Here is a 23577-nt window from a genome sequence, read left to right on the forward strand (position 1 = left end):
TTCAAAAGAATTTTCGTCTTATCCATCAATAAATGCTATAATAAAAAATATTTATCTTATAATGATGACTTAAGGAGGCAAATATGCGTATTTTACTTATCGAAGACGACCAGTCACTTTGTGATACTGTGAAATTACAACTTCAAAATCAAGGTTATACTGTTGATAGCTCTTATGATGGCGAAGAAGGCCTATTCTTTATTAAACAACAAGCTTATGATCTTATTATATTAGACCGTATGCTGCCATCCCTTGATGGTATTAGTGTATTAAAAGCAATGCGCTTATTAAATATTGCTGTCCCAGTTATTATGGTTACAGCTCTTAATAGTATTGGTGATAAAGTTACTGGCCTAGATGCTGGCGCTGATGACTACTTAGCTAAGCCCTTTGCTATAGAAGAACTCCTTGCACGTATTCGTGCGCTTAGTAGACGCCCTACTGCCTGGATTACTTCCCACTCACTATCCTATGGCAATACTGATTTTGACTTAGATAACCTTACACTTATAGGTCCTAAAGGTAGCTGCTCACTCTCAAAAAAAGAAGCTCAGCTTTTTGAAGCCTTCTTCAAGCAACCTGCAAGTATTCTTCCTCGTCCCCTACTACTTTCCCGTGTATGGGGTCCCTATGCTGAAGTGGAAGAAGGCAATCTAGATAACTATATACATTTTCTTAGACGTAGACTTCGCACTGTAGAAAGCAACTTAGAATTAAAAACCATAAGAGGCATCGGCTATACACTGGAGATTCATAATGCTTAAAGAACTACGCATGCACCTTACCCTTATTTGTAGTACAATAACAGGCCTTATTCTATGTGTTATTTGCCTTATTGCTTTACAGATCTCTGAAACAAATATAGATACAAGCAGCCATATTGCCTTTGAAAATCAGCTTCAGACTATTACTTATCAGCTTCAAACTTACCAAAGTATTAAATTGTCGTGGCTTGCACAGTTAGAGACTAATAACAAATTAATTATTTCTATTGAAGATAACACTCATCCCCTATTTTTTAAAGGTGCTTGGACACCTCTTACACCTAGGGATAAGCTTATCCAAAAGGCCCATGAAACTGCTTTAGAGGATTATCAGTTTGATATGGATGCACCTCCTACATCTAGGCTCAATATTTCTAAACAGTTTTTTAAAATCCAGGGAGATGAATGTGAATATTACCGTGTCGGTGTAGCACTTATCCCCTCTTATAAGGGAAGTTTTAGCCTTACTTTGCTTCAAGATATGAGTGTCCAAAAAGAAACCATTATTTATACAAGACTTTTGTTCATCTCCATTAGCCTTATAGGTATTGTACTTCTTAGCCTCTTTAGTTATTGGTTTGCTGGAAGGGCTATCCTGCCTATTACTATTAATCAGCAAAAACAGGTCCAATTCATTGCAGCAGCTTCTCATGAACTGAAATCACCTTTAGCTGTTATACAAAGTAGCAATTCTGTTATACAGTCTGGTATTCACCTAGATAGCCAGCCTTTCACTATGCAAATTGAAAGAGAATGTAAACGTATGGCACGTCTTGTAGATGACCTACTCCTCCTTGCTACTGCTGATGCTAACACTTGGTCTATCCATAAAAAGCCTGTAGAACTTGACACTCTTCTTATTGACATGCTAGATACATTTATCCCTCTTGCTAATGGCAAAAGGCAAAGGCTTAATCTCAATCTACCTGAGTATACACTTCCTCCTGTTTTATGTGATGATGAACGTATCTTACAGGCCATTACCATTCTCTTAGATAATGCTCTCCACTATGTTCAAGAAGGTGGCACCATTACGATTGATTTAAGTATGCGCTCTGATACCTGTATCATTAAAGTGATAGACAATGGCCCAGGCATCCCCCCTAGCCACGCATCTCATATTTTTGATCGTTTTTACCGTGTAGACGCTTCAAGAAAAGATAAAAATCACTACGGACTTGGCCTAAGCATTGCTAAAGAAATTATTCATCTTCATAATGGTAAACTAGACTTTTCCCCTACTCCTGGCGGTGGTTGTACATTTATCATTGAATTACCCCTTCTAACAAAGTCATAATTTCATAAGCCAATAGCACTAAAATACCTCCTATCCTTAACTCATACTCTTGTCAGTATCCTGTAAAAATAGGGAATTTCAATGTAAATAGCCTACTAGGATCCAAACTTATCCTAGTAGGCTATCATAAAGTATTTCATTGTCTTCTACCCTGTAACTCTGTGATGTACTTTTACACTTCGGCCATTATAATCTCACTTGTAAAAAACCTTTCCTGGAACTCTACAAGTGCTGCTATAGCTTCTTTGCTGTACTTCCCTTTATCCTTACATACAACTAATTTATCTTCGACATCGTCTTCCCTTTTAATAAGAGCAATCACATACCCCTCATAGGTTTCTAATGGTTCAAATACCCCGATAATGTAAGCATCTACTTCTTCACCGTCACCTGCTAAAGTATCTGGGATATAACCATAGTTAAGTGTATAAATATGACCATACTGGGGATGCTTTGTTCCGAGTGGTCTATCAATTATGACTTTAACATGTTTCCCTAAATACGCTGTATCATTCATCTATTTCCTCCTAGTATGATCATCTTAATTCTTCAAATCCATTATAATGGATTCATAATAGGATGACTAGCCAGGCTATTTCTCTCATTTACCCCCTTCTTAAATTAAACCAGAATTTGACGCCTTCCTCAGTATTTTCTACACCAAAAGATAACTTATGTAGCTCTAACATATTTTTTACAATAGATAAGCCAAGCCCACTTCCTTCACCTGACCTATTGTTAATTTCTTCTACCTTATAAAAAGCATTCCAAATAAGCTTTAATTTATCTTCTGGTATAGGTGCTCCTTTATTCTCAATCTCTACCTTGCCTTCCACAAGTGAAATCCAGATTGTCCCCCCTATATCCGTGTGCTGTATTGCATTTAAGAGTAAATTACTTACTACTTGCTCCATACATCTATAGTCTGCTGTTACTTCACTTTTCTCATTTATTTTCATAACTGTTGTAATTTGCTTATCCTCTATCAATCCAACAACAATACCTGAGAAAATATATACTAATCTTAATTGATTGATATCCACAGACCATGGATTAAACTGTAATGTAAAGGCTAATCCATATACCCCTTTCCCTTTTAGCTTAAACCGATTATCTGTCTTTTCTCTGTCCTTTTTTATTTTTGTATTTATATCTATTTTTATCAAATATCAATTTTTATTTCTCCCTTACCTTCTACACAATAAAATCCTAGTACAACTTAAACGATGTACTAGGATTCAATTCCCCTTATCAAACTTTTATACTCCTCTTTGCTTAACCTATAATAATGAGTTGTTACAACTTTATAAGCTAGCATAGGCAGTGTTTCCTCTTTCGTATGAATATAGTGAAAACCACATTTCTTAATGACACGCCTCGATCTTTCATTCCAATCAAAATGTGCACACCAAATACTCTTTAGTTTTAATTCTTCAAATCCATACTGAAGCAGTGCTTTCACTACCTCTGTTGCATATCCATTCCCCCAATATGCTGAGTTCACTACATACCCTATCTCTCTTTGCAACTCCTTTTCATAAGCCCTATCTGGTGCAATTTGGTGAAGGCCTACTCCACCTATTACTTTTCCCTTATCTTTCAATACTATAGCACTTACATCTTCTCTTTTTACAAAGGACTCTAAAATTTTCCTACTTGTTTCTATATCCGTATGCGTAGGCCAGCCTGCATTAGGCCCCACTTTAGGGTCACTACCGTATTCATAGAAATCTTCAAGGTCCGTCACTTTCCATGGCCTTATAATAAGTCTTTCTGTTATGAGTTCTTTCATATGCATCCCCCTATTATTTTTTCTAAAACATCTTACCTTAAGCCTATCCGCCATTAAATGATTTATACTATACATTATACTTATACCTAATTCTTACTGTAAAGAATAAAAAATAGCATCTCCTAGGAGGTGCTATTTTTCTCACTAAAACGATACACGTATTGATTTCAAAAATTCTTGATTCGTACAACTTCTTTTCACCTAACAATATCTAAAACAAAGACAACTGCTGTGTCCTATAACCTTTTTTATAGGCCTCTATAATTTGTGGCATTTCATAAAGTATCCCCCTAGCTTTACACTCAGCTCCAAACAACTCATAAAGCTGTCTAGCCTGTTTAGATACGCATTTATATTGATTGCCATAAGTCCTTATATACTTTTCTTTCATGCCTGGAAAATACTCATCTAGCTTGTTGTAAAAATACTCCCTTTGCCCTGTTCTTATGGTCATACCAATAGCAGGGTAAATAAACTTTACACCGCTTTCATGAGCTTTCTTTACGATTTCAAAAATATTGTCCTTCGTATCTTCTATAAAAGGCAGTAGGGGCATCATTAAAATGCCCGTGAAAATGCCTTCTTCACTGAGCTGCTGTATAGCCTCAAAGCGTCTAGAAGACACACTTACATAGGGTTCTACCTTCCTAGCAAGCTTATCATCTGCTGTTGTAATAGTAACCTTTACAAGGACAGGTGCCCTATTACTAATCTCCTTAATAAGGTCTATATCTCTTGTAATAAGATCACTTTTAGTCGCTATAGATACACCAAAGCCAGAAGACTTTATAAGTTCTAACGCCTGCCTTGTTAAGCATAACTTTTTCTCAAGCGGATTATACGGGTCAGACATAGAGCCTGTAAAAATAGTGGCCTTTTCTCCTCTTTTACGTCTTAATTCACCTTCTAGAATTTGAATAGCCTTCGCCTTAATCCTTACTGTATCAAACTGCTCAATGTGATAACACTCACTTCTACTGTCACAATAGATACAGCCATGGCTACATCCCTTATATAAATTCATATTATATTCTGCCCCAAACCAAGATAAATCCTTATTCTTAATCAGAATGGACTTAGCTGATATTTTTAGAGTTTCCATCTTTTAAGTGTTGGGAAGTATGCTTTCATAGCTGCTCTTGCTGTCTCTTCATCTGAATAAGGATTGCCTTTAGAGACAAGCGGTACACAAAATTCTATCATTTCCTCCATAGTCATATCTCCTACGAAGGCTCCATCTTTAAAGCAGTACAGACAGTAATCTTCATTTTTACTGCCATCAGCATTTGTTCCCACTTCCTCCTTCTTTGTTAATGGCATAGCACAAGACTGACATAATTTCATTTCACACATAACATATGCTCCTTTCAATTTTGATTTACCTAGAGCATATCAAGATGAATATGACAACAGTATGTCTTATTTCAAAAACTCTTTATACTTTTTTAAAGTTTCTTCTAGCATATAAGTTATTTTATCTCTTACTTCCTTTGGCTCTACTACTGTTACAGCTGAGCCAAAAGATAAAATATAACTATAAATCCATTCCCCTTCTGGGTAAGAAACTGTTACTTCTATACTACCATCCTCCTGATATGTAATAGCTTCTTCTGCAAACTGGTCATAAACTCTAAAAGCCATGTAAGACTCAAACCTTAACTTAACGGTTATACTAGGGGTATGCTCTATAGACTGTGGCTCTATAGGCCCTACTTTGAACTCCCTTCTATGAAACCTTTCATCTATACATTTCAAATGACGTATACGCATAAGTTTGAAAGTGCGGTAATCCTCTTTCAACTTACAGTAAGCCTGCACATACCAAGATTGTCCTTTAAAAACAAGTCTAATAGGTACTACTGTTCTTAAAGTTTTAACACCATAACTACTTAAATATTCAAAACTTATCATCTTTTCTTCTATAATAGCTTGTTTAATCGCCTTAAACTTTTCTTGTTCTTCTTTATTACTTCCCCATCCCGAAAAGTCTACTTCAATCCAATCATACTCACTTTTATTAAATAAACTGCCTATCTTACTTATAACTTCCTGTGTGTCAGGATATCTAGCACCTTTTAGCACCTGAAGCCCCATTAGGATTTCACTTTGTTCCTCCTTTGAAAGCAAGGACTTATCTAGTGTAAAACTCTCAAGAATCCTAATGCCTCCACCACTTCCTTTACTTGTATAAATAGGAATACCTGCACTGCTTAATGTGTCTAAATCCCTATAAATCGTTCTAGTAGATACTTCAAACCTTTCAGCGAGTTCCTTAGCTGTCACAGACTCTCTTCCTAGTAAAATATAAATCATCTCGAATAATCTGTTTACCTGCATGTTGTACTTTATTCCCCTATTCTTAAAACTGATTATGTACTCTGATTTGGTCTAGAATAAACTGGCCACATGCCTCATTAAGCTTATGAAATCTATTCTCCTGTGTCCATCTTATGGCAAATGGGCTTGGCTCTTGGTTCATCAGTTCTTTAATTTCCTTGAACACCTCTTTTATACGAAGCTTCTTTTGAAGTTTATGTTCTATGATGTCAAGTTGTTGTAATGTACTGTCTGGATAAGTCTTCTTTCCTATGATGCCTACTGCTACAATAGCGCCGCCTTCATACTTAAAAATCATATCGCCCTCAGAAATCTCTTCATGCCTACCTTCTATTCTACTTTCTTCATAAGCCTGGTTCTGGAATACAATATAATACTGCATAACTTATCCTCCTTACATTATAAAAATAATTCCTATACTCATATTACTATAAAACGGTAAAAAAAAGAGCCTTTAACACAAGAATTTTCAAGTAAATTTCTCAGTTAAAAGCTTTTTCAGTTTTATTTTAATAATGGCTCAATGTTAATCATATCTCTATGAATATTCATACATCCAATAGTCTGGTCAAGTGTTTTGGCTTCTTTACCAAATTCGCCATGTTCATCACTTCCCGTCGTAATGAGCATATTATATTTCTTACAGAAATCTACACATGTTTGGGTCATCCTTTCACTGTGTGTAGGATAGTAGCATTCAATACCGGTTAACCCTTTACTTCTTAAATCTTCAAGAACTGCAATAAGTTCTCCTTCATTTAACTCTTTAAAGTAAGACATAGGATGAGCAAGTACACTATAGCCCCCTGCTTCCTTAATATTTTTACAGAGCTCCTCAATAGCTGGGAAGTGGTACTCTGGGAAGTCACATCCATACTCTCTATAAAATCTAAAGCCTTCAAAGAGCTTAGTCGTAAGGCCTCTTTCTAACAAATAATGAAGGCCTTTCCATCCACCTTTTCTACGATCATATTCATAAGCATTAAAATCTTCTAAACTCACACGCTCATCTATTTTTGAAAGGTTTACAATTAAATCGTCACTCATACGTTGCATTTCACGATCAGCTAAGTCAATAAGCTCAAATAACTTAGTATGATCTTCAAAACCATAAGCAAGTAAATGAAGTACTTTATCCTTATAAGCTGCATTAATTTCTACACCACGGATTGGAATAATCCCTTCTTTGGCCGCTGCTTTTTGAAGTTCCTCCCAGGATTCTAATTTATTATGATCTGTAATAGCTAAAATGCCTACTTCTCTCGTTTTTGCTTTTTGTACAATTTCTTCTGGCGACATCGTTCCATCTGAAAAGTACGTGTGCATATGCATATCTACTTTCATGCTGCCTCTTCTCCTTTTGTCCTATGCTTTTTTATTCATTATAGCAAAAAATTTCATTTTTGACTAAATGAATACTTTTGGTAGAAATTTACATCCCATTTGTCTTGACTTTTATATTATTTTCTATTATATTAAATATATAGTTATTTCAAATGTCGCGGAGTGGAGCAGTTGGTAGCTCGTCGGGCTCATAACCCGAAGGTCATAGGTTCAAGTCCTGTCTCCGCAATGTTAAAAGCCTAGTTCCTTTGGAACTAGGCTTTTTCTGTTAGATTTGTATTTTCTGTATTCCCCTTTTGCCATAATGTAAAGCACATACCTACACATACTGTAAGATAAAAGGTGACAAGCCTCCATACTAGTACAGAAATATTAAGCAAATTAGCTGGGAAAAAGAGTTTAAAAAAGGTGAAGAAACTTAACTCAGCTCCACCTGCTGCCCCTGGTAGTGGCACAAAACTCGAAATCATAAGCACAAATGCCTGAGCTGCAATCATAGAGAATGCTGAAGCATTTAATCCAAATGCCCTTAATATAAAATAAGGCACCAGAAAATATACTGTAAGTTGTAATGTAGAAAGCACTACTGTATAGAGGATCATTTTTTTATGGCTCTTCATCCACTCAAAACTTTTATAAAAGCTATCAAACTCTCGTAGTACATAGTGCTTCTTCCTAGCTCCATCTTTAATAAGCTTCATTTTTTCTAGCTTATTGATGATCTTAAATACAACCTGCATGGTAAAGCGTTTAAAGCACCCAATAGAAAGCAGTGCAATAACGACTACTGTATTAACTAAAAAGCCAAACAGCACCATATACGTAAAACCACTTACTTTAGCTGAAAATTCACCAAGCTTCATACATAACACGACTAATGAATAAAGAGTTAATACGACTTGATAAATAATAAATTTAGTAAGCAAGCAGCTACTTGCTATGCCAAAGGGGACACCTGTCTTCACCATATGTAAAGCCTGCATAGGCTGTCCCCCACTTGAAAAAGGCGTAATACAATTAAAGAACTGTCCAATCATAGTAGTCTGTAAACTACTTTGAAATTTCTGCCTTGGATGAAATTTCTTCGTAATAAAGTGTAAGGTAAGCGTTTCTAAAAGCCAGTATCCCACCATAAGTAGGATAACTCCTGTTATCCATAGAAAATCTAGTTTATGAATAAGGCTCACTATATTTTGTGCTTCTGTCAAGCCTACATAACCTATAATGCCAATAAGTGCTACAAAAATAATGATTAAATTCAGCTTCTTAACCTTCATCATCCTCCAAACCTATTTAATAATGCTTTAAGTTTAAAAGGTTTTGCTTTAGGTGCAATCTCCGTATAGAAAGCATCCCACATCTGACTCACATGGTCTCTATGATAGAATAAATGCCCCTCCCATGCTTTATCTACTGCCATCTTATAGAAAGTTTCATCTGATGCAAGTCTTTCTAATAAAACCTTAAACTCTTCTACATTATTTCCCTTTATATAAAAATCAAATAAAATATTTTTATAAATATCAATATCACGTAATAATATAGGTGTTCTGCAGTTCATAGCTTCTAAAATGGTCATCGGAAATAATTCTTCAAAAGAAGGTAAAAACATAACATCTCCTAAATTATAAATTTCATTCATAAGCTCCCTATCCATAATACCTAGGAATTTTAAATTAGGAGGTGGGTTATCTACTACTTCTTTAATCTCTTTATATCCATCTGTCATCTTACCAAAAGAAAATCCTCCTGCCCATACAAACTGCATATGTGGCATTTGTCTTGCAATTTCTATGAAATCAAAAATACCTTTTCTTGTCTGTAGTTGTCCTGCACACAGTACAGTAAACTTGTCTTTATCAAGGCCATATTTCTCCCTTAAATGCTGTTTATTTTCCTCTTCTATAGGAAAAAACTGTGTATCGCTTACATAGTTTGGTATATAAGTTACTTTATCTGTGTCTACTCCATAAGCACCTAATCTTTCAATGAAATAAGGGTTGACCGTTACGAGGTAATCCATACTTTTATAAAACCAGATTAGATACTTATAAAATACTTTTTTGCAGATTTTAGGTAATTGTAGACTCGTATCTACCGTCTCTGGTAAGAAATGAACATATCCAACTGTTACACCATTCCTTTTTGCAAAAGGTATGGATAAAAAATAACGTAAATTAACGGTATGATAGTGTGTAATATCTGCGTCAGGCCATTTATTTTCAACTACAATAAATTTTTCATTTAGTTCTTCCTTTACTAAACTTACTTGCTCTTCATATGCTGATAGGACACCCTGTCCTTTTACTTTTGCTGCCTGTGAGAGCATATTAATTTTATAGATCATGAAAATCCCCCGTTCGTTATTTTGCCAGTTCATTATCTTTCATTAGCTATAGCATACCTCTCATTTATTAAGATTACTAGCACAATTTATTAAGATTTGTTAATGTTTAAAATGCTCCTTCGTCTCCTATAAATTCTATAGCCTACAACGTCAGCTAACGCCCAACCTATTGGAACTGCCCACCATACGCCTACAAGACCAATCTTAGGCATAGCTACTAATAGATAAGCAAGTATTACCCTTGTCCCTAATGAAATAATTGTTAAAATGATCGAAATTTTAACCGTACCTAATCCTCTATATACTCCATAAAACATAAAGAGGAAACCTATCAGTACATAGAATGGTGCTATAACTCTTAAATAGCCTATGCCTATTGCAAGTACTTCGTACTCCTTAGGGTTTATAAAAATCAGCATGAGCTCTTTTGCAAAAAGAACTACCAATACTGAGATGATAAAACAGAATATGCAGATTAACTTTACTGTACACCTAATCCCTTCATGAATACGTCCTTCTTCCTTAGCTCCTTTGTTCTGAGCTACATAAGTGGAAAAGGCATTACCAAAGTCTTGCACAGGCATATAGGCAAATCCATCTATTTTGACTGCTGCTCCAAATGCTGCCATAGCTACTGTTCCAAAAGAGTTGACTAAACCTTGTACGAGTAGTATGCCAAAGTTCATAATAGACTGTTGAATTGAAGTTAGTATGGAGTACCTAGCAATTATGCCAAATAAAGTTCTATCAAATACCATATCCTGCTTAGTCATATGTAAAATTGAAAGTTTTTTGATTGAATAAAGTATGCACAGAACAGCCGCTACGCCTTGTGCAATGAGTGTAGCAATAGCTACACCTTTAACCCCCATATCACATACTAAAACAAAGGTTAAATCTAAAACGATATTAAGAATTGCTGCTAAGATTAAAAAATACAAAGGGGTTTTGGAATCTCCTAATGCCCTTAACAAGCTAGAAATTGCATTATATAAAAACGTAAAAATTAATCCAATAAAAATAATTTGCAAATAAATCTTAGTATCACTATAGAGCTCTGGTGGAATATTCATAAATCGAATAATACTCTCTATCCCTATTAGAGTGCCAGCCATCATACAGACTGTTACGCCTAATGTAAATATAAAGCTGGTTGTAATGGCCCTTTTAAGCTTTTCTAATTCTCCTGCCCCAAATAACTGTGAGAAAAGAACAGATGCCCCCATACATAACCCAATAATCACCGACGTCACAAATACCATAACCGTGTAAGCTGAACTTACAGCAGCCAAAGCATTCTTGCCTATAAATTGTCCTACTACAATGGAATCTACCAAATTATAGAGTTGCTGAAACAGGTTACCTACTATCATAGGTATGGCAAACGTTATAATAAGCTTAAGTGGAGAGCCTACGGTAAAATCCTTTGTCATATTATAACCTCCTCCTCACTGAAATATCACATCTACTGCATACTTCTCCATTATCTTGTGTAAAACCATCTTTTTTATTAAGTACTCTACCAATAATTTGCCCCTTCTTCTCACCTACAAATGTTTCGTCTCCCTTTTTTACCTGTCTAAAGTGTATCATCTAGTGTACTCCTTCTTATCTATTAATTTTATTAAATATATAAATACTAATTTATATTATAGTATAATTTAATTTAAATTGTATCTTTTTTATACAATTATAGATTACTTCTATCCTTAAAATTCACTATTCCACATATTGAATGCATACGCTATCCTTTATACCCTATGCACGGTTATCTATTTCATAAATAACTTCCTCTTTTGAATAAATCCCCTTTTTTTTATAATATAATAGATATAAATGAATTTTAGATAGGAGTCTTATTATGCTTACACCTACTGATATCGATTTTCTCACACGTAGCCTAACTTTCTGGGATAACCTTAAACCTATAGAACAACAACTTATTTTAGATTACACTATGCCGCTTACCTATAAGCAAGGCACTACTATTCATGGCGGAAATAGGGACTGTATTGGTGTACTACTAGTCAAAAGTGGCACACTTAGAACTTACCTCCTTTCAGATGAGGGTAAAGAAGTCACACTTTATCGCCTTTCTTCTGGAGATATCTGTATTCTTTCAGCATCATGCTTGCTAAAAAATATTACTTTTGATGTACATATTGACGCTGAAGTAGATACCCAAATTTTACTTATTGACTCTTCTATTTTTGCTAGACTTACAAGTCAAAATATTTATGTAGAAAACTTCTCTTATAAAGTAGCTGCTGAAAAATTTTCTGATGTCATTTGGGCTATGGAGCAAATTCTCTTTATGAGCTTTGATAAACGCCTTGCTATTTTCCTTATTGACGAAGCTACTAAAAATAATTCTAATACTATATACCTTTACCCATGAACAGATTGCCAAATACATGGGGAGTGCTAGAGAGGTAGTCTCACGCATGCTTAAATATTTTGCTAACGAGGGCTGGGTACAGCTTTCCAGAGGCTCTATTACCCTTATGAACAAAAAGTGCCTACGTGCTCTTATGTAAGGAACTTTTAACCTACAGTATCCCTAAAAAAAGAAGGTGCCTTAACCTGGCACCTTCTTTTTTAATTTTAATGATGATAAATCAAACATCTTAAAGAATGAATGAAATCCTTTGCTTCTCCCATGGTATTGTAAAGTCCTAAACTAATACGTACCATCCCAATATCTTCTCCATTATGCGTATGCTCACTAATCTGCCTTTGCTCTTCATTAATCCCTAACATTCTATCTACATAAGGATGGGCACAGAACTTACCATATCTTGTAGCTATACCAAACTGACTAGCAAGTTTAAAAGCTACTTCTTCGAAATGTATCCCTCTTACATTAAATACAATAACACCTAACCGATTTACAGAGTAATCTACATCTCCATAAAGTATGACTTCTGGTATTTTGCTAAGTTCCTTAAGAAGATAATTTTTTATTCTTGTTTCATGCTCTTCAATTTCATCAAATCCTATTTTCTTAAGTACCTGCATAGATGCTACTAATGCCATCACCCCTAAGTAGTTTTGCGTACCTGCTTCATGCAGATAAGGTGACTCTGACCAAATCACATCATTATCAAGCACCACATCTACCGCTCCGCCACCCCGCAAAAAGGGATGTAGATTATTAAGGTAACTTGTAAGACCAACAATAGCTCCAGCTCCATAAGGCGCATACATCTTATGTCCTGAAAAAACTAAAAAATCAATTTGTTCTGCTTCACATCGTCCTGCCATATTAATAGCTCTGTGGGCAACAAGCTGTGCCGCATCTACAATTAATTTAGCATCATATCTGTGTACAATTCTGGCTATCTCATGGATAGGGTTAATATAACCTGTCACATTCGATGCACCTGTTACTGTTACAAATTTAATAGAAGGATTTTGTGCCAGATGATTTTCTATCTCTTTAAGACTTATTCTACCAGACTTATCTACTTCTACATATTCTACATGAGCTGTATGCCTCCAAGGCAAGTCATTGGCATGATGCTCCATACGCGTTGTAAGTACAGTACAATCTTTATATTCAAACAGAACATTAGCTAATAAATTTAACCCTTCTGTTGTATTTTTTACATATATAACTGAATAATCATTTCGTCCTAACAAATTAAAAAAATCTAATACACTTTCTCTAGATGCTTCAAATTGTTCTGTACATTTATCGCCCTTCTGACCAGCTCCTCTTGCAATAGGGCCATAACTTAATGCATTCTTTCTAACCATTTCATTTACCCATTTAAGTGGAGGTGTTGTCGCACCGTTATCAAAATTAATTGGTATAATATTTCTCCGACCTCCAAGCTTTACAGGTATTTCTATTCCATCAAACAAATGGCGATAATTCATCATTCCACCCCCTCTCGTACATTATATGCACAGCGCTGTTAAGTTGCTCGCAATCCATGTCATATTTTGTTACTTTTACAGTTAGCTCACTATTAAAAATCATTTAGATCCATTTTTATTATCTCCAAATCTCATTTCTATATGTTTTTTATACCCTAATAAAAAATAGAGTGAGATTAGTTTATTTATCTAATCTCACTCTATTCCTATCATTTATCTATTGTTCACGAAGTTTTGCACCAATAACTGTTTCTAAACCGTTTAAGATTTTTTTCATAGATTTTTGAATTTCATCATCTGTAAGGGTACGATCACTTGCTCTAAACACAAGTTTGTAAGCTACTGATTTATGGCCTTCTTCAATTTGTTTACCTTGGTATACGTCAAAGAGTTCACAGCTTTCAAGTAGTTTACCCCCTCTTTGAGTAATAACTTTTTCAATATCACCAACAAGTACATCATCTTTTACAAGCATAGCAATGTCTCTTGTTGTAGCTGGGTATTTTGGAAGTGGTACATAACTACGAGCTTTTTCTACATTTGCAAGAATAAGTGCAAGGTCTAATTCTGCTACGTATAATTTAGCATCTACACTGTAGTTTTTAGCTACTTGTGGATGGATTTCTCCGAAGTAACCACATACTTTACCAGCGATCATAAGATTTGCTGTACGACCTGGGTGCATGAATGGAAGCTCTGTATTTCTCTCTACACTTACTTTTTGAATATGAAGATCTTCCACTAAAGCTTCAATAAGTCCTTTAAGTGTATAGAAATCAACTTCTTTACCATACATACCTACAGTAACCTTTTTGATTTCATTTGGAAGCTCTTCGCCCTCTATTTTTTCAAATACTTTTCCTACTTCATAAAGCATAGCTGTTTCATTTCTACGGTTATAGTTAATAGAAAGTGAATTAAGGATACCATTTAAAGTAGTTGTACGCATAATGCTGAAGTCTTCCCCTAATGGGTTTGTAATCGTTAACACATTTCTAAGATTACTATCAGCCGGGATACAAAGTTTATCAAATACTTTTGGACTTTCAAATGAATAAGTTAATGCACCATTTACACCATATCTACTCATAGTAGAACGGATTTGATCAGTTATTTCTTGTTCGAAGTTTTTATGACCAACTGTTGGTGTGCCTCTTTCTAAAGTTACTTCAATTTTATCGTATCCATAGAGTCTAGCAACTTCTTCTGCAAGGTCAGCCATCATTGTTACGTCTGGTCTGAATGTCGGAATTGTTACTGTCTTATTTGTTGTATCTACTTCAAACTCAAGTCTTTCGAAGTATTCTTTCATTTCTTCTTCAGTCACTTGTGTTCCAAGATAGTTATTAATCCATGTTAAATCATATGGAATAGTAAGTTTTTCACGTTTTACTGGGTAGACATCAATAATACCTGATACAACTTCACCAGCACCTGTCATATTAATAAGCTGAACTGCACGTTCAATTGCAAGTGTAATGTTGTTTGGATCAAGTCCTTTAACATATTTTTTAGAAGAATCGCTGCTGATTCCAAGTTTTTTAGATGTTTGGCGTACATTGTAACCATTGAAGTTAGCACATTCGAAAAGAATAGTTGTCGTATCTTCAGTTACTTTTGTATCTTCACCGCCCATTACACCAGCGATTGCTACTGGTTTAGCTTCATCTGCAATGACAAGCATACTGCTATCAAGTGTTACCTCATCACCGAATAATGTAGTCATTGTCTCACCATCTTTAGCATTACGTACGATAACATGGTGTCCTGCAAGTTTATCATAGTCAAATGCATGCATTGGTTGACCAAATTCAAGAAGCATGTAGTTTGTAATGTCTACGATATTGTTGACTGGTCTGAGTCCTGCTGACATAAGTCGGTCCTTAAGCCATTTTGGTGATGGGCCAACTTTCACATTTTTAATAACTCTTGCAGCATATCTTGGGCAAAGTTGTTCATTTTCAATTGTTACTTTTGCCATATCAGCTGCATTGCCATCTACTTCTTCTACCTTAATTTCAGGGAAATTGAAAGGCTTTTTAAAAGTAGCTGCTGCTTCTCTTGCAATCCCTAAAATACTGAAGCAGTCTGGTCTATTTGAAGTAATCTCATACTCTACAATTGACTCCCCAAGTCCAAAGTATGGCTTAACATCTGAGCCAAGTTCAATTGGTGTATGGAAAATATATACACCGTCTTCTGGTGCATCATCAAAGTCACTTGCTTCAAAACCAAGTTCTTCTACAGAACAGAACATTCCTTGTGATTCAACTCCGCGAAGTTTACCTGTTTTGATTTTAAGACCACCAGCAAGTGTAGCTCCATCCAGTGATACTGGAACTACATCTCCTGTATTAACATTTGTAGCCGCTGTAACAATTTGAATTGGTGCCTCTGCCCCAATATCTACTTTCATTACACGAAGTTTATCTGCATCTGGGTGTTTTTCTGTTTCGATAATTTTACCTGCAACAACTTTAGTAATTTCTTTTCCAAGCTCCTCTACAGCTTCAACTTTAGAGCCAGACATTGTCATTGCATCTATATAAGTGTTTACATCTACGTCGATGTCTACGTATTGTTTTAACCAAGACATAGGTACGTTCATATTTCTACTTCCTTTCCATTATCCATTCTTTTAATCATTTCACGCTCTCAAAAAACTTAGCTATAAAGCTCATTATCCGATCTTTTCACTCTGTTTTCATCCAGCCCCAATTTATTATTTATCCCAATCACTAACATTTGCTTAGATGCCGCCTTCCCAAACGCCATCCTTATTCACATTACCCCATGCTACCTTTAAGCCCCCACTTATCAGGTAACTCTTTATACACTTCTTAGAACTGTGATAAGAATTTCACATCATTTTCATAGAATAAACGTAAATCATTGATATCATATTTAAGCATTGTTAAACGTTCAAGTCCCATACCGAACGCAAAACCTTGATATTTAGTTGGGTCAATTCCAGCCATTTCAAGCACTTTCGGATGTACCATACCACATCCAAGAATTTCAATCCAGCCAGATCCTTTACATACATTACACCCTTTACCACCACACATTACACAGCTTACATCTACTTCAGCACTTGGCTCTGTGAATGGGAAATAATGTGGTCTAAATTTAACTTGTACTTTATCTCCAAAGAATTTCTTAGCAAACTCAGCAAGTACACCTTTAAGGTCACCAAATGTAATGTTTTTATCAATTACTAGACCTTCAATTTGGTGGAATATTGGTGAGTGTGTTGCATCTGATTCATCAGAACGGTATACACGACCTGGTGCTACCATACGAATAGGAAGTTCTTGTTCTTCCATAGTGTGAACTTGTACTGGTGATGTTGCTGTACGAAGTACTAAGTTATTTGTAAAATAGAACGTATCTTGCTCATCACGTGCTGGATGTTCTTCCCCTAAATTAAGGGCATCAAAGTTGTAGTAAGCTGTTTCAACTTCACGACCATCTACAATTTCATAACCCATGCCAAGGAAGATATTTTGTACTTCCTCAAGTGTTTTATGAAGAGGATGCATATGTCCTTTTGGCATTTTTCTACCTGGCATTGTAATGTCGATAACTTCCTCTTTAAGTTTTTGATTTACAGCTTCACTCTCAAGCCCTACTTTTTTATCAGCTAATGCTACTTCAAGCGCTTCACGCACCTCATTTGCCATTTGTCCTACAACTGGTCTTTCCTCAGCTGTTAAATCTTTCATACCTCTAAGTACTGCTGTAAGTTCACCTTTTTTACCAAGGTATTGTACTCTTAAATCTTCTAACACTTTAAGGTCTGAAGCATTGTTAATCGCTTCTAGTGCACTACTTTTAATTTGCTCTAATTTTTCTCTCACGGTTATGACTCCTTTCTGATAATAAAAAAAGCCTCGTCCCAAAAAGGGACGAAGCTATAACTCCGCGGTACCACCCAAATTTTTATACACCTGTATAAACACTTAGTAGCTATAACGCACAACCGATACTTCCTACTTATTTTCAAAAGTACTGCTCTGATGTGAAATTCACTTATTTGCATGGCCTAAAGGTGTTTACAGCCGGTGACACCTTCTCTCTTAAGGATACAAAAAAGCTACTATGCATCGTCTTAGCATTTTACATATATACTCATTATTTTACTATACATTCATGTGTTGTCAAGTTAAAAAGTTTTTCTTCAAGAAGCATACTTGCTCCTAATAGATGAATAAGCTTCTCACCTTCTTCCATCACATTAAAGCGAGCTAACGTTTGCCCCTCCTGATATAAGTTCCAACATTCTACAAGCTTATTATACTGAAACTTTACTAATTCATGGTACTCTGTAATAGTATGAAGCATCTCAGATGAACTTTCATACAGACTTATCAACTTATATTCTCTAAAATATTCACGTTCCCTTAAATGGTGAAAGTCAATAACACTATCCTTTATAAAAGCTAAGCTCATAGCCCACATCACCTTATCCACTCTTTGATCTATAGCAAGAGAGACGATCTCCTTTTTAAGTACTCTTAAAACTGCTTCAATATTTCTATGTTCTTTATGAATCATTTCCATAGTCTCCATCTGATCGCTCCTTAATCGTATCATCTATTAGTAGAATTATTGCCAAATTATAAGGTCTTTTACACATATTGTTTAGGAGTTGTCATCACTTGTCAATAGAGAGCCTTTCGTGTATCATGGATACGTATGCTTATTTGAATGACTGATTATTTTAAGGAGGATTATGCATGCTATCTAAAGGTAATTGTATCATTGGGCAATCAGGGGGCCCTACTGTTGCGATCAACGCTTCTCTTAGTGGCGTTTTACAAGGAATAATTGAATCTGATGCTTATAACTCGGTTTATGGAATGGTTCACGGGATTGAAGGTTTACTTCAAGGGAGCTATCTTAATTTATCCGAGCAATTTAAGACCAAAGAATCTCTTGATAAATTAGCTATTACACCTTCTATGTATTTAGGTTCTTGTCGTTTTAAACTTCCACATTACGAAGTTGCACCAGAAATTTATGAAATTCTCTTTAATTTCTTCACTTCAAATGATATTCGCACTGTATTTTATATTGGTGGAAATGACTCTATGGATACAGTTGTTAAACTTTCATCTTATGCAAAAGCAAATAACCTTTCTATTAATATCATTGGTGTTCCTAAAACAATCGATAACGATTTACCAATGACTGATCACACACCTGGTTTCGGCAGTGCTGCAAAGTTTGTTGCCACTACAATGCTTGAAATTGCTCACGACACTTATATTTATAACATTCCATCTGTAACAATCGTTGAAATCATGGGCCGTAATGCCGGTTGGCTTACTGCAAGTAGCGCCCTTGCTCGTACTTCGTACTCTAATGCTCCAGATCTTATTTATTTACCAGAAGCTCCATTTTGTTTAGATTCCTTTGTAGAGGATGTTAAACGTATTCAAAAGCAACGTAAAAATGTTATTGTTGCTGTTTCTGAAGGTATTAAAGACAAAGATGGTAACTACATTTCTGCAACAAGTACTGCTGTAGATGCATTTGGTCATAAACAGCTTTGCGGAGCCGGAAAAACACTTGAGAACTACCTTAAAGATAAATTAGGCTGTAAAGTACGTTCAGTAGAACTCAATGTCCTTCAACGTTCTGCAAGTCACATTGCATCCAAAACAGATATAGATGAAAGTATTATGATCGGTAAAGCTGCTGTTAAATCTGCCCTTGAAGGTAAAACAGCTCAAATGGTTTGCTACCACCGTATGAGTAATGACCCTTACTATGTAGATGTTGTTTCTCATGCCATTGAAGATATTGCTAATAAAGAAAAAGTAGTGCCTCGCATGTGGATTAATGAAGCAGGTAATGATGTAACAGAAGATATGCTTACTTACCTTAGACCACTCATTGAGGGCGAAACAGTAATGGGCTATGCAAATGGTGTACCTGTTTACTGTGATATTACACATCTTCACACTAAAACTGAACAAAAATAGAGTTTATATTCTAAATGTAAAAAAGGTTAGGTGGAACATAATCTCCCCTAACCTTTTTAATATTAAAAAGTCTATGCTTTTCTAGTTATCCATTTACCATTAGTAAAGTCTGGAATAGCTACCACTTGCCCTCCCATCGCAATAGACTGCTCTGATAAAGCTGAAATAGCCATCCATGCTGCTATATCGTATACATCAATTGGCATCTCTTCATTTTTTTCTACACAATCAAAGAATGCACGTAGAACTAACCAATCCATTCCACCGTGTCCACCTTTTACACCATCTTGCATAAACTTTTTCCATACAGGGTGCTCATACTTCTCTCTATACGCTTCAATGTTATTCCATTGTTCTTTCCATTTAAAATCATATTCATTATGTTCTCCATCAATAAATAGAGACATATTATCTTCCATAAACATACCTTTAGTACCCTGCACTCTAAATCCTCTTGAATAAGCTCTCGGTAAGGTTGTATCTAAGGTAAGTACAATTGTTTCACCTCTTGCACATTTAATCATAGTTGTTACTACATCTCCCTGTGCAAATTCTGTATGCATAAGGGCTTCATCATCACTTTTTTTATTTTTAATATACTCATTTAATCCTTTAGCCTTAGAAGCCATAGATACAAGAGATACCATTCTATTTCCTCTATTAATATCTAGAATCTGCGCAATTGGTCCTAGCTCATGAGTTGGATAGTTTTCGCAATTTCTATGTATATAGTTCTGTAAACGATAATGTCTATTTTCGTTTCCAAAGGCAATCTCTTCTCTTAAATCATGTTGATAGCCACCTGAACAGTGAACAATTTCTCCAAAAATACCTTGTTTCACCATATTCATAGCCATCATTTCTTCCCTACCATAGCAGCAGTTTTCTAATAGCATACAAGGTACACCTGTTTCTTCATAAGCTCTAATAAGCTGCCAGCATTCTTCTATCGAATAAGCTCCTCCTACTTCTGTTCCTACAGGTTTACCAGCTTTCATACATTCAATAATAATTTCAATATGTCCTGTCCATGCACTTGAAACAATAACAGCCTCAACTTCACTCGATGCTATAAGCTCTTTATAATCTTGTGTTATAAAAGGTTTATTCCCTTTTACTTGCTCTACCTTATCCGCAGCATTTTGTGCTCTGTCCTTATAGGTATCACATACACCTACAATCTCTATATCATCCATATGTAATATAACACCATCCATAAGGCCGTAACCTCTTCCACCTAATCCAATAATCCCTATATTTAACTTGTCCTTCATCTCAAATAGCTCCTTATACTGTAATTTAAAATAGACTACCCTTTCATTTTACCTATTTTCACTAATATAATCAATATATTATCTTTCGAATTTTATAGTGTATTTTAAATAATACTTTCCCTACTTAAAGGGGACACTCCATTTTTAAAGTGTCCCCTTTTTATTTATCATTATAAGTCTCTAAAAAGCTTATCTCCTTTAATGACCATATACCTATATGCCCCATAAATTAAAACTATCATAACAACTAGAAGCATTATGAGCTTCATTACTGTACTCACACCCGGTATTATAATTACAAGTACACCTGGTACAATAATACTTATTAGCGCTACTACCATAACTAATAATGTTGCCATACTTTGCTTAATCACAACCACTTCATTACTCCATTCTAGATTAGGCCATTTCAGATTAATGATAATCCCCATAATAGCTATAAAAATCGTATAGACTGTAGGTATTGCAAAAATTAAAAGTGCCTGCATAAAATGAGCTCTAAGTGCAATAGTCATAAGGATAGTATTCAATAAGATAGCCGGTATATTTATAGCAAGCTGAACTCCTATTTTACTTATGAAAATGGTTCTAGCCTCTATTGGACTCGATTTTAAAATCCATAAATTTTTACCCTCTAGTGAGATCGCACATGCAGTCGTACAATTTAGAGCAATACAAAAACTAGCTATGAGCGGTGCAAACTCTGCAATATACTGATGTACTCCATTAATGCCCAGCATATGTTCTAGTTCTATAGCATCTAAGAAAAATAAGCTGACAGAAAGTATTAGCATAAATATAATCCCTACACTTGTATTCATTACATATAAAGATGAACTAAAGTATCTTTTAAGTTCCTTATAATAAAGTGCACCTAGTACAGAAGACTCCTTAACTTGCCCGCCTTCATACTGACTACGTCTAGCTGATGTCTGAAGCATAGTATGAATTATTTTAAACTTCCTTCCTATAAATGTAACAAATAACCCAAATGCCAGTACACTAAGTCCTATAAATAAGAGTGCTGCACCTATGCTATACTCACAAACAGCTTGTAAATAAAGCTGTGCAAGTGGATAAATCTTATTAATGGCACTCATTACTACTTCACCTAGCTGCCCCATATGTTCTTCTGATATAGAGTTAGCGCCAAATGACATACATATGACAACTGCAATGAATACAACATTTATCATAAGCGTTATAAAGTTTGTATGCTTAAGTCTCATAGTTATCATTGTAATAATAGCACCTACAAAAGTTGCAATAATAATTGGAATAAGCGGCACAAAGAATAAAGTCATTCCATAAATAAGATAGAATATCCCTCTAGGTCTTACTAGAATGCCATAGACAAAACCTGCTGGTATCATAATCATAACTAAAAATAATAAATTCATAAGATAAAGATATAGTACCTGAGCCCCAACAATATGACTTGTTTTAATAGGCAAAGCAAGAAGCATATCATAATCCTTCCCTTCAAATAGTATCCCTTTAGCCTTATAAAAAGTAGTTATTAAAATAATAAAGCTTGTTAAACTCATCACCATAGGTAGATAAAACTCTACTAATTCTATTTCTTTAAAAGACACAGCTATTAGGATATTATATAGGATACTCATTCCTATAATCATAATTGCAAGGAGACCTATACCTATCCCCATCCATATAGCCTTCTTCTTTTCTTTAGGGTCCGTCGTATGTAAAAGTTTATTAATTCCAAAAGCACTTAATAGTTGTACACGTAATACATAGCCTATATTATTCATGATTAATCAGCTCCAAAAATAGTTCTTCTAAGCTTTGGTTACCCTTTACTTCTTCTATAGCCCCACTTGTAATAAGCTCTCCATCTTTAATAATAGCAATCTTATTACACAACTTTTCTGCTACATCTAGTACATGCGTTGAGAAAAAGATAGCACATCCTTTATGGCACAGCTCTTTCATAATACTCTTTAAAGTATGCGCAGCTTTAGGGTCAAGCCCTACAAAAGGCTCATCTAAAATAAGTAATTTAGGTTCATGAAGAAGAGCAGAAATAATAGCTAATTTTTGTTTCATACCATGTGAATAAGATTGAATTAAGTCACCTAAACTAGATGTTAGTTCAAACATATCCCCATAAGTTTTAATAGTAACTTCTCTTTTATCCTTTCCTACACTAAAAATATCTCCTACAAAATTTAAATACTGTATACCTGTTAAATGCTCGTACAAATCAGGATTATCTGGTATGTAAGCAATCTTACGCTTACATGCAATAGGATCTTTTTGAATGGAGATACCGTTTATTTCAATATCTCCTTCTTCAAAATCTAGTATGCCTACTATAGCTTTAATAGTCGTAGTCTTGCCAGCTCCATTATGTCCAATAAATCCATAGAGGTCTCCTGCCTCAACTTGTAGGTTCAAATCTTTTACAGCTCTCTTGCCACCTTTGTAACACTTTGAAAAATGTTTAATGGTTAACATATTTATTCTCTCCTCTTGCTTTTTTATACTTATTGATTTATATTCTATTTAGATATTTAGATATTTATCTAA

General features: G+C 35.0%; 24 protein-coding genes, 1 tRNA gene and 1 other annotated feature. Of the genes, 6 read left to right on the forward strand and 19 right to left on the reverse strand.

The window, feature by feature from the left end; genetic code table 11:
- The first annotated feature begins 83 nt into the window (after nt 1-83).
- Nucleotides 84-764, forward strand: coding sequence for a response regulator transcription factor (locus H8718_RS06720; RefSeq protein ID WP_249332357.1), 681 nt, complete (start codon nt 84-86; stop codon nt 762-764).
- A complete protein-coding gene (locus H8718_RS06725; RefSeq protein WP_249332358.1) occupies nt 757-2061 on the forward strand; it encodes a sensor histidine kinase in 1305 nt (434 codons plus the stop codon). Before H8718_RS06720 ends, H8718_RS06725 begins: the two co-directional genes overlap by 8 nt.
- 172 nt (nt 2062-2233) lie before the next feature.
- Here H8718_RS06725 and H8718_RS06730 read toward each other — a convergent pair whose 3' ends face one another.
- The 8 genes from H8718_RS06730 to H8718_RS06765 form a co-directional block, all read right to left on the reverse strand.
- Entirely contained in the window at nt 2234-2578 is a 345-nt protein-coding gene (locus H8718_RS06730) for an inorganic diphosphatase (protein ID WP_249332359.1), read from the reverse strand.
- Nucleotides 2579-2666: 88 nt separating this feature from the next.
- Nucleotides 2667-3227: a sensor histidine kinase gene (locus H8718_RS06735; protein WP_249332360.1), complete on the reverse strand. Its 561-nt coding sequence runs from the start codon at nt 3225-3227 to the stop codon at nt 2667-2669.
- Between the two features lie 65 nt (nt 3228-3292).
- Nucleotides 3293-3853 (reverse strand): GNAT family N-acetyltransferase, encoded by a 561-nt coding sequence (locus H8718_RS06740; RefSeq protein ID WP_249332361.1) that lies wholly within the window; start codon nt 3851-3853, stop codon nt 3293-3295.
- Between the two features lie 211 nt (nt 3854-4064).
- Nucleotides 4065-4877, reverse strand: a complete 813-nt coding sequence (locus tag H8718_RS06745) for an SPL family radical SAM protein (protein WP_330597592.1) — start codon at nt 4875-4877, stop codon at nt 4065-4067.
- Nucleotides 4878-4942: 65 nt separating this feature from the next.
- Nucleotides 4943-5206 (reverse strand): zinc ribbon domain-containing protein, encoded by a 264-nt coding sequence (locus tag H8718_RS06750; protein WP_177668949.1) that lies wholly within the window; start codon nt 5204-5206, stop codon nt 4943-4945.
- 66 nt (nt 5207-5272) lie between these two features.
- Nucleotides 5273-6190, reverse strand: coding sequence for a helix-turn-helix transcriptional regulator (locus H8718_RS06755; RefSeq protein ID WP_249332363.1), 918 nt, complete (start codon nt 6188-6190; stop codon nt 5273-5275).
- Nucleotides 6191-6212: 22 nt separating this feature from the next.
- A complete protein-coding gene (locus H8718_RS06760; RefSeq protein WP_249332364.1) occupies nt 6213-6572 on the reverse strand; it encodes a hypothetical protein in 360 nt (119 codons plus the stop codon).
- 122 nt (nt 6573-6694) lie between these two features.
- Nucleotides 6695-7534, reverse strand: coding sequence for a PHP domain-containing protein (locus H8718_RS06765; RefSeq protein ID WP_249332365.1), 840 nt, complete (start codon nt 7532-7534; stop codon nt 6695-6697).
- Nucleotides 7535-7690: 156 nt separating this feature from the next.
- Between H8718_RS06765 and H8718_RS06770 the strand changes: the two genes are divergently transcribed.
- Nucleotides 7691-7763: transfer RNA gene (locus tag H8718_RS06770), tRNA-Met, on the forward strand.
- 25 nt (nt 7764-7788) lie between these two features.
- On the opposite strand, the gene H8718_RS06775 is transcribed toward H8718_RS06770, so the two are convergent.
- The 4 genes from H8718_RS06775 to H8718_RS06790 all read right to left on the reverse strand — a co-directional run bounded on the left by H8718_RS06775 (nt 7789) and on the right by H8718_RS06790 (nt 11474).
- The gene (locus H8718_RS06775) at nt 7789-8814 is read right to left on the reverse strand and encodes a lysylphosphatidylglycerol synthase transmembrane domain-containing protein (RefSeq protein WP_249332366.1); all 1026 of its coding nucleotides are present in this window, start codon (nt 8812-8814) and stop codon (nt 7789-7791) included.
- Complete coding sequence (locus H8718_RS06780; RefSeq protein ID WP_249332367.1) at nt 8811-9881, reverse strand: glycosyltransferase family 4 protein; 1071 nt, start codon at nt 9879-9881, stop codon at nt 8811-8813. The genes H8718_RS06775 and H8718_RS06780 overlap by 4 nt, the downstream gene beginning before the upstream one ends.
- A gap of 89 nt (nt 9882-9970) precedes the next feature.
- A complete protein-coding gene (locus tag H8718_RS06785; protein ID WP_249332368.1) occupies nt 9971-11314 on the reverse strand; it encodes an MATE family efflux transporter in 1344 nt (447 codons plus the stop codon).
- Nucleotide 11315: 1 nt separating this feature from the next.
- Nucleotides 11316-11474: a hypothetical protein gene (locus H8718_RS06790; protein ID WP_249332369.1), complete on the reverse strand. Its 159-nt coding sequence runs from the start codon at nt 11472-11474 to the stop codon at nt 11316-11318.
- 268 nt (nt 11475-11742) lie between these two features.
- Here H8718_RS06790 and H8718_RS06795 point away from each other — a divergent pair, with 268 nt between their 5' ends.
- Nucleotides 11743-12279, forward strand: coding sequence for a Crp/Fnr family transcriptional regulator (locus H8718_RS06795; RefSeq protein WP_330597593.1), 537 nt, complete (start codon nt 11743-11745; stop codon nt 12277-12279).
- A gap of 16 nt (nt 12280-12295) precedes the next feature.
- On the forward strand, nt 12296-12418 hold the full coding sequence (locus H8718_RS20945) for a helix-turn-helix domain-containing protein (RefSeq protein ID WP_334299078.1): 123 nt from the start codon (nt 12296-12298) through the stop codon (nt 12416-12418).
- Nucleotides 12419-12485: 67 nt separating this feature from the next.
- Here H8718_RS20945 and H8718_RS06800 read toward each other — a convergent pair whose 3' ends face one another.
- The 4 genes from H8718_RS06800 to H8718_RS06815 all read right to left on the reverse strand — a co-directional run bounded on the left by H8718_RS06800 (nt 12486) and on the right by H8718_RS06815 (nt 18335).
- On the reverse strand, nt 12486-13763 hold the full coding sequence (locus H8718_RS06800) for an aminotransferase class V-fold PLP-dependent enzyme (protein ID WP_249332370.1): 1278 nt from the start codon (nt 13761-13763) through the stop codon (nt 12486-12488).
- 217 nt (nt 13764-13980) lie between these two features.
- A complete protein-coding gene (gene pheT, locus H8718_RS06805) occupies nt 13981-16371 on the reverse strand; it encodes a phenylalanine--tRNA ligase subunit beta (RefSeq protein WP_249332371.1) in 2391 nt (796 codons plus the stop codon).
- A 232-nt stretch (nt 16372-16603) separates the two neighbouring features.
- The gene (gene pheS / locus H8718_RS06810) at nt 16604-17623 is read right to left on the reverse strand and encodes a phenylalanine--tRNA ligase subunit alpha (protein WP_249332372.1); all 1020 of its coding nucleotides are present in this window, start codon (nt 17621-17623) and stop codon (nt 16604-16606) included.
- 41 nt (nt 17624-17664) lie between these two features.
- Nucleotides 17665-17885: a binding site (T-box leader), on the reverse strand.
- A 12-nt stretch (nt 17886-17897) separates the two neighbouring features.
- Nucleotides 17898-18335, reverse strand: a complete 438-nt coding sequence (locus tag H8718_RS06815; RefSeq protein WP_249332373.1) for a hypothetical protein — start codon at nt 18333-18335, stop codon at nt 17898-17900.
- Nucleotides 18336-18502: 167 nt separating this feature from the next.
- Here H8718_RS06815 and H8718_RS06820 point away from each other — a divergent pair, with 167 nt between their 5' ends.
- Entirely contained in the window at nt 18503-19753 is a 1251-nt protein-coding gene (locus H8718_RS06820) for a 6-phosphofructokinase (RefSeq protein WP_249332374.1), read from the forward strand.
- Between the two features lie 71 nt (nt 19754-19824).
- Here the strand turns inward: H8718_RS06820 and H8718_RS06825 are convergent, their stop codons facing one another.
- From H8718_RS06825 to H8718_RS06835, 3 genes are all read right to left on the reverse strand, one after another.
- On the reverse strand, nt 19825-21027 hold the full coding sequence (locus tag H8718_RS06825) for a Gfo/Idh/MocA family protein (RefSeq protein WP_249332375.1): 1203 nt from the start codon (nt 21025-21027) through the stop codon (nt 19825-19827).
- A 170-nt stretch (nt 21028-21197) separates the two neighbouring features.
- Complete coding sequence (locus tag H8718_RS06830; RefSeq protein ID WP_249332376.1) at nt 21198-22799, reverse strand: hypothetical protein; 1602 nt, start codon at nt 22797-22799, stop codon at nt 21198-21200.
- Nucleotides 22792-23505 (reverse strand): ABC transporter ATP-binding protein, encoded by a 714-nt coding sequence (locus H8718_RS06835; RefSeq protein ID WP_249332377.1) that lies wholly within the window; start codon nt 23503-23505, stop codon nt 22792-22794. Before H8718_RS06835 ends, H8718_RS06830 begins: the two co-directional genes overlap by 8 nt.
- Nucleotides 23506-23577: the final 72 nt, after the last annotated feature.

Origin of the sequence: Zhenhengia yiwuensis (assembly GCF_014384995.1) — a bacterium.
Lineage (GTDB): Bacteria > Bacillota > Clostridia > Lachnospirales > Cellulosilyticaceae > Zhenhengia > Zhenhengia yiwuensis.

Excerpts from the sequence above, each read along its gene's own strand:
- H8718_RS06720 (WP_249332357.1), top strand. The coding sequence starts at position 84 with ATGCGTATTTTACTTATCGAAGACGACCAGTCACTTTGTGATACTGTG.
- H8718_RS06725 (WP_249332358.1), top strand. The coding sequence starts at position 757 with ATGCTTAAAGAACTACGCATGCACCTTACCCTTATTTGTAGTACAATA.
- H8718_RS06730 (WP_249332359.1), bottom strand. The coding sequence starts at position 2,578 with ATGAATGATACAGCGTATTTAGGGAAACATGTTAAAGTCATAATTGAT.
- H8718_RS06740 (WP_249332361.1), bottom strand. The coding sequence starts at position 3,853 with ATGAAAGAACTCATAACAGAAAGACTTATTATAAGGCCATGGAAAGTG.
- H8718_RS06745 (WP_330597592.1), bottom strand. The coding sequence starts at position 4,877 with ATGAATTTATATAAGGGATGTAGCCATGGCTGTATCTATTGTGACAGT.
- H8718_RS06750 (WP_177668949.1), bottom strand. The coding sequence starts at position 5,206 with ATGTGTGAAATGAAATTATGTCAGTCTTGTGCTATGCCATTAACAAAG.
- H8718_RS06755 (WP_249332363.1), bottom strand. The coding sequence starts at position 6,190 with ATGCAGGTAAACAGATTATTCGAGATGATTTATATTTTACTAGGAAGA.
- H8718_RS06760 (WP_249332364.1), bottom strand. The coding sequence starts at position 6,572 with ATGCAGTATTATATTGTATTCCAGAACCAGGCTTATGAAGAAAGTAGA.
- H8718_RS06765 (WP_249332365.1), bottom strand. The coding sequence starts at position 7,534 with ATGAAAGTAGATATGCATATGCACACGTACTTTTCAGATGGAACGATG.
- H8718_RS06775 (WP_249332366.1), bottom strand. The coding sequence starts at position 8,814 with ATGATGAAGGTTAAGAAGCTGAATTTAATCATTATTTTTGTAGCACTT.
- H8718_RS06780 (WP_249332367.1), bottom strand. The coding sequence starts at position 9,881 with ATGATCTATAAAATTAATATGCTCTCACAGGCAGCAAAAGTAAAAGGA.
- H8718_RS06785 (WP_249332368.1), bottom strand. The coding sequence starts at position 11,314 with ATGACAAAGGATTTTACCGTAGGCTCTCCACTTAAGCTTATTATAACG.
- H8718_RS06790 (WP_249332369.1), bottom strand. The coding sequence starts at position 11,474 with ATGATACACTTTAGACAGGTAAAAAAGGGAGACGAAACATTTGTAGGT.
- H8718_RS06795 (WP_330597593.1), top strand. The coding sequence starts at position 11,743 with ATGCTTACACCTACTGATATCGATTTTCTCACACGTAGCCTAACTTTC.
- H8718_RS20945 (WP_334299078.1), top strand. The coding sequence starts at position 12,296 with ATGGGGAGTGCTAGAGAGGTAGTCTCACGCATGCTTAAATATTTTGCT.
- H8718_RS06800 (WP_249332370.1), bottom strand. The coding sequence starts at position 13,763 with ATGAATTATCGCCATTTGTTTGATGGAATAGAAATACCTGTAAAGCTT.
- pheT (WP_249332371.1), bottom strand. The coding sequence starts at position 16,371 with ATGAACGTACCTATGTCTTGGTTAAAACAATACGTAGACATCGACGTA.
- H8718_RS06815 (WP_249332373.1), bottom strand. The coding sequence starts at position 18,335 with ATGGAGACTATGGAAATGATTCATAAAGAACATAGAAATATTGAAGCA.
- H8718_RS06820 (WP_249332374.1), top strand. The coding sequence starts at position 18,503 with ATGCTATCTAAAGGTAATTGTATCATTGGGCAATCAGGGGGCCCTACT.
- H8718_RS06825 (WP_249332375.1), bottom strand. The coding sequence starts at position 21,027 with ATGAAGGACAAGTTAAATATAGGGATTATTGGATTAGGTGGAAGAGGT.
- H8718_RS06830 (WP_249332376.1), bottom strand. The coding sequence starts at position 22,799 with ATGAATAATATAGGCTATGTATTACGTGTACAACTATTAAGTGCTTTT.
- H8718_RS06835 (WP_249332377.1), bottom strand. The coding sequence starts at position 23,505 with ATGTTAACCATTAAACATTTTTCAAAGTGTTACAAAGGTGGCAAGAGA.